Source organism: Streptomyces sp. URMC 127 (genome assembly GCF_051386535.1).
In the GTDB taxonomy this organism is placed as follows: Bacteria; Actinomycetota; Actinomycetes; order Streptomycetales; family Streptomycetaceae; genus Streptomyces.
This window is the reverse complement of record NZ_JBPQTW010000375.1, coordinates 1-3,349: the sequence shown is the minus strand read 5'-3', so window position 1 is coordinate 3,349 and position 3,349 is coordinate 1. Positions and strand designations below refer to the sequence as shown.

At 73.5% G+C, this 3,349-nt stretch carries 2 protein-coding genes; one reads left to right on the top strand and one right to left on the bottom strand.

Annotated features, from left to right (window positions below; translation table 11 throughout):
* Positions 1-1,263, top strand: a 1,263-nt coding sequence (locus ACSNOH_RS34125; RefSeq protein ID WP_436725331.1) for an MFS transporter, incomplete at its 5' end; no start/stop codon positions are given.
* 137 nt (positions 1,264-1,400) lie between these two features.
* On the opposite strand, the gene ACSNOH_RS34120 is transcribed toward ACSNOH_RS34125, so the two are convergent.
* Positions 1,401-3,209, bottom strand: coding sequence for a glycoside hydrolase family 15 protein (locus tag ACSNOH_RS34120; protein WP_436725330.1), 1,809 nt, complete (start codon positions 3,207-3,209; stop codon positions 1,401-1,403).
* Positions 3,210-3,349 lie beyond the last annotated feature (140 nt).

Below are 3,349 nucleotides of genomic sequence, written 5' to 3'. Positions count from 1 at the left end.
GGCATATCCCAGGGCCGCCGCCCCCTCCCGCCCGACCGCGCCGCCGTCCAGCGCCGTACCGTCAAGGTCCTCATGGCCGCCCAGGTCGTCGCCGGCATCGGCATGGGCGCGGCGATCTCCTCCGGGGGGCTGCTCATCGAGCACCTCACCGGCTCCGAGGCCGCCGCCGGCTTCGCCACCACCCTCGTCACGCTCGGCGCCGCGCTGCTGTCCGTACCGCTCGCCGCCCTCTCCCGGGCCCGCGGCCGCCGCGCCGGCCTCGGCGCCGGCTGGCTCATCGCCTCCGCGGGCGCGCTGACCGTACTCGCCGGCGCCGCCCTCGGCCTGCCCCCGCTCGCCCTCCTCGGCCTGCTCCTCCTCGGCTCCGGCACCGCAGCGGGCCTCCAGTCGCGCTACGCCGGCACCGACCTGGCCGAGCCGGAAGGGCGCGCCCGTGCGCTCTCCCTCGTCGTCTGGTCGGCGACCGTCGGAGCCGTCCTCGGGCCCAACCTCACCGGGCCCGGAGCGGCCGTCGCCCGCGCCCTCGGGCTGCCCGAGACGTCGGGCACCTTCGTCTTCTCCTGCGTGGCGTTCCTCGTCGGCGCGACCGTGATCCGGGCCCGGCTGCGCCCCGATCCGCTGCTGCTGGCCGCCCGCCTGGACGCGGCCGCGACGCCTGTCCGGCAGGCCCGCTTCCTTACCCGAATGAGCGGAGCCCTGCGGCACGTGGCCGCGTCACCCTCTGCGCTGACGGGGCTGACCGCGCTGGTCCTCGGGCATGCCGTGATGGTGTCGGTGATGACGATGACGCCCGTGCACCTCGCCCACCACGGCGCCTCGCTCAGCGTCGTCGGCTTCACCATCAGCCTGCACATCGCAGGCATGTACGCGCTCTCGCCCGTCGTGGGCAAGGCGGCGGACCGGTTCGGGCGGGTATCAGTGATCCTGGCCGGGCAGGTGGTCTTCGTGGCGGCGACACTGCTCGCGGGCACGGCGGGCAGCCGGCAGTGGGCGGTCGCGGCCGGGCTTTTCCTGCTGGGTGTCGCGTGGTCGTGTGCGACCGTCGCGGGCTCCACCCTGCTGAGCGAGTCGGTGGGCGCGGAGCACCGGGCCGACGTGCAGGGCGCGTCCGACACGCTGATGAACCTGGTGGGGGCGGCGGGGGGCGCGCTCTCCGGAGCGTTCGTCGCCTTCTCCGGCTACGGGGGCCTCAACGCGGCCGCGGCGGCCCTCGTCCTGCCGGTCAGCGGCTGCGCGCTCTATTTCGCCTTGCGCCGCCGCTAGCGGTTCCGCGCCCCGGCTCGGCACCGCCGGGGCCGGCCCCCTTTCAGCGCAGAAAATCTGATCCCGCCGTCACGGCGAGCAACCCCCGCGGCGAGGGTCCGGCGGAATGGCCGCCCACCGGAACCCCCACGTACGCGCTATCCCCCGAACGCCGAGGACGCCGTCAGCCGCAGCGCCGTGTCGATCAGCGGCACGTGGCTGAACGCCTGCGGGAAGTTGCCCACCTGCCGCTGCAGCCGCGGGTCCCACTCCTCCGCCAGCAGCCCCAGATCGTTCCGCAGGGCCAGCAGCTTTTCGAACAGCTGCCGGGCCTCGTCGACCCGGCCGATCATCGCCAGGTCGTCCGCGAGCCAGAAGGAGCAGGCCAGGAACGCGCCCTCGTCGCCCTCCAGGCCGTCCACCCCGGCCTCCTCGCCCGCGGTGGGGTAGCGCAGCACGAAGCCGTCGGGCGTGGACAGCTCGCGCTGGATGGCCTCGATCGTGCCGATGACGCGCTTGTCGTCGGGCGGCAGGAAGCCCATCTGCGGGATGAGCAGCAGGGAGGCGTCCAGCTCCTTCGACCCGTAGGACTGGGTGAAGGTGTTGCGCTCCTTGTCGTAGCCCTTCTCGCACACGTCCCGGTGGATGTCGTCGCGCAGCTCGCGCCACCGCTCCAGGGGCCCGTCGACGTCACCGGACTCGATGAGCTTGATGGTGCGGTCGACGGCCACCCAGGCCATCACCTTGGAGTGCACGAAGTGGCGGCGCGGGCCGCGCACCTCCCAGATGCCCTCGTCGGGCTCGTTCCAGTGGTCTTCCAGGTAGCCGATGAGGCGCAGCTGCAGCACCGACGCGTAGTCGTTGCGGGCGAGGCCCGTCATGTGGGCCAGGTGCAGGGCCTCGGTGACCTCGCCGTAGACGTCCAGCTGGAGCTGGTCGGCGGCGCCGTTGCCGACCCGGACCGGCGTGGAGTTCTCGTAGCCGGGCAGCCACGGCAGCTCGGCCTCGCCCAGCTCGCGCTCGCCGGCGATGCCGTACATGATCTGCAGGTTCTCGGGGTCGCCGGCGACCGCGCGCAGCAGCCACTCGCGCCAGGCGCGGGCCTCCTCGCGGTAGCCGGTGCGCAGCAGGGAGGAGAGGGTGATCGCCGCGTCGCGCAGCCAGGTGTAGCGGTAGTCCCAGTTGCGGACGCCGCCGATCTCCTCCGGCAGGGAGGTCGTCGGGGCGGCCACGATGCCGCCGGTGGGGGCGTACGTGAGCGCCTTGAGCGTGATCAGCGAGCGGATCACGGCGTCCCGGTAGGGCCCGTGGTACGTACAGTGCTCGACCCACTCCCGCCAGAACTCCTCCGTGGCCGCCAGCGAGCCCTCCGGGTCCGGCAGGGCGGGCGGCTCGCGGTGCGAGGGCTGCCAGCTGATGGTGAAGGCGACGCGCTCGCCGGGCGAGACGGTGAAGTCGGCGTAGGTGGTGAGGTCCTTGCCGAAGGTGGGGGCGGTGGTGTCGAGCCACACCGAGTCGGGGCCGGCGACGGCCACCGTGCGGTCGCCGACCTTGTGCACCCAGGGCACGACCCGGCCGTAGGAGAAGCGCATGCGCAGCGCGGAGCGCATCGGCACCCGGCCGGTGACGCCCTCCACGATCCGGATCAGCTGGGGCGCGCCCTCGCGGGGCGGCATGAAGTCGATGACCCGCACCGTGCCGCGCGGGGTGTCCCACTCGGATTCGAGCACGAGGGAGTCCCCCCGGTAGCGGCGGCGGTCCGCGGGCGGCGGGGCCGCGCCCGACGGGTGCGCGGGGCCCACCCGCCAGAAGCCGTGTTCCTCCGTGCCGAGCAGACCGGCGAACGCGGCATGGGAATCGAAACGGGGCAGGCACAGCCAGTCGGCCGTGCCGTCCCGGCAGACAAGGGCGGCGGTCTGCATATCGCCGATGAGTGCGTAATCCTCGATACGCCCGGCCACGGTCATCTCCAGTCGAACGGCGCCACATGACCCCGTGGGGGGTCCCTCTTGCGGTCAAGCGATCTTTAGACGAGCTCTGTTCCGGAAGGTGCGTCTCCCTGCGGTAGCGAACGCCCCCGGCGGTGGCCGGGGGAGGTGGCTGGGGG

Coding starts and splice junctions, on each gene's coding strand:
- ACSNOH_RS34120 (WP_436725330.1), bottom strand. CDS start 3,209: ATGACCGTGGCCGGGCGTATCGAGGATTACGCACTCATCGGCGATATG.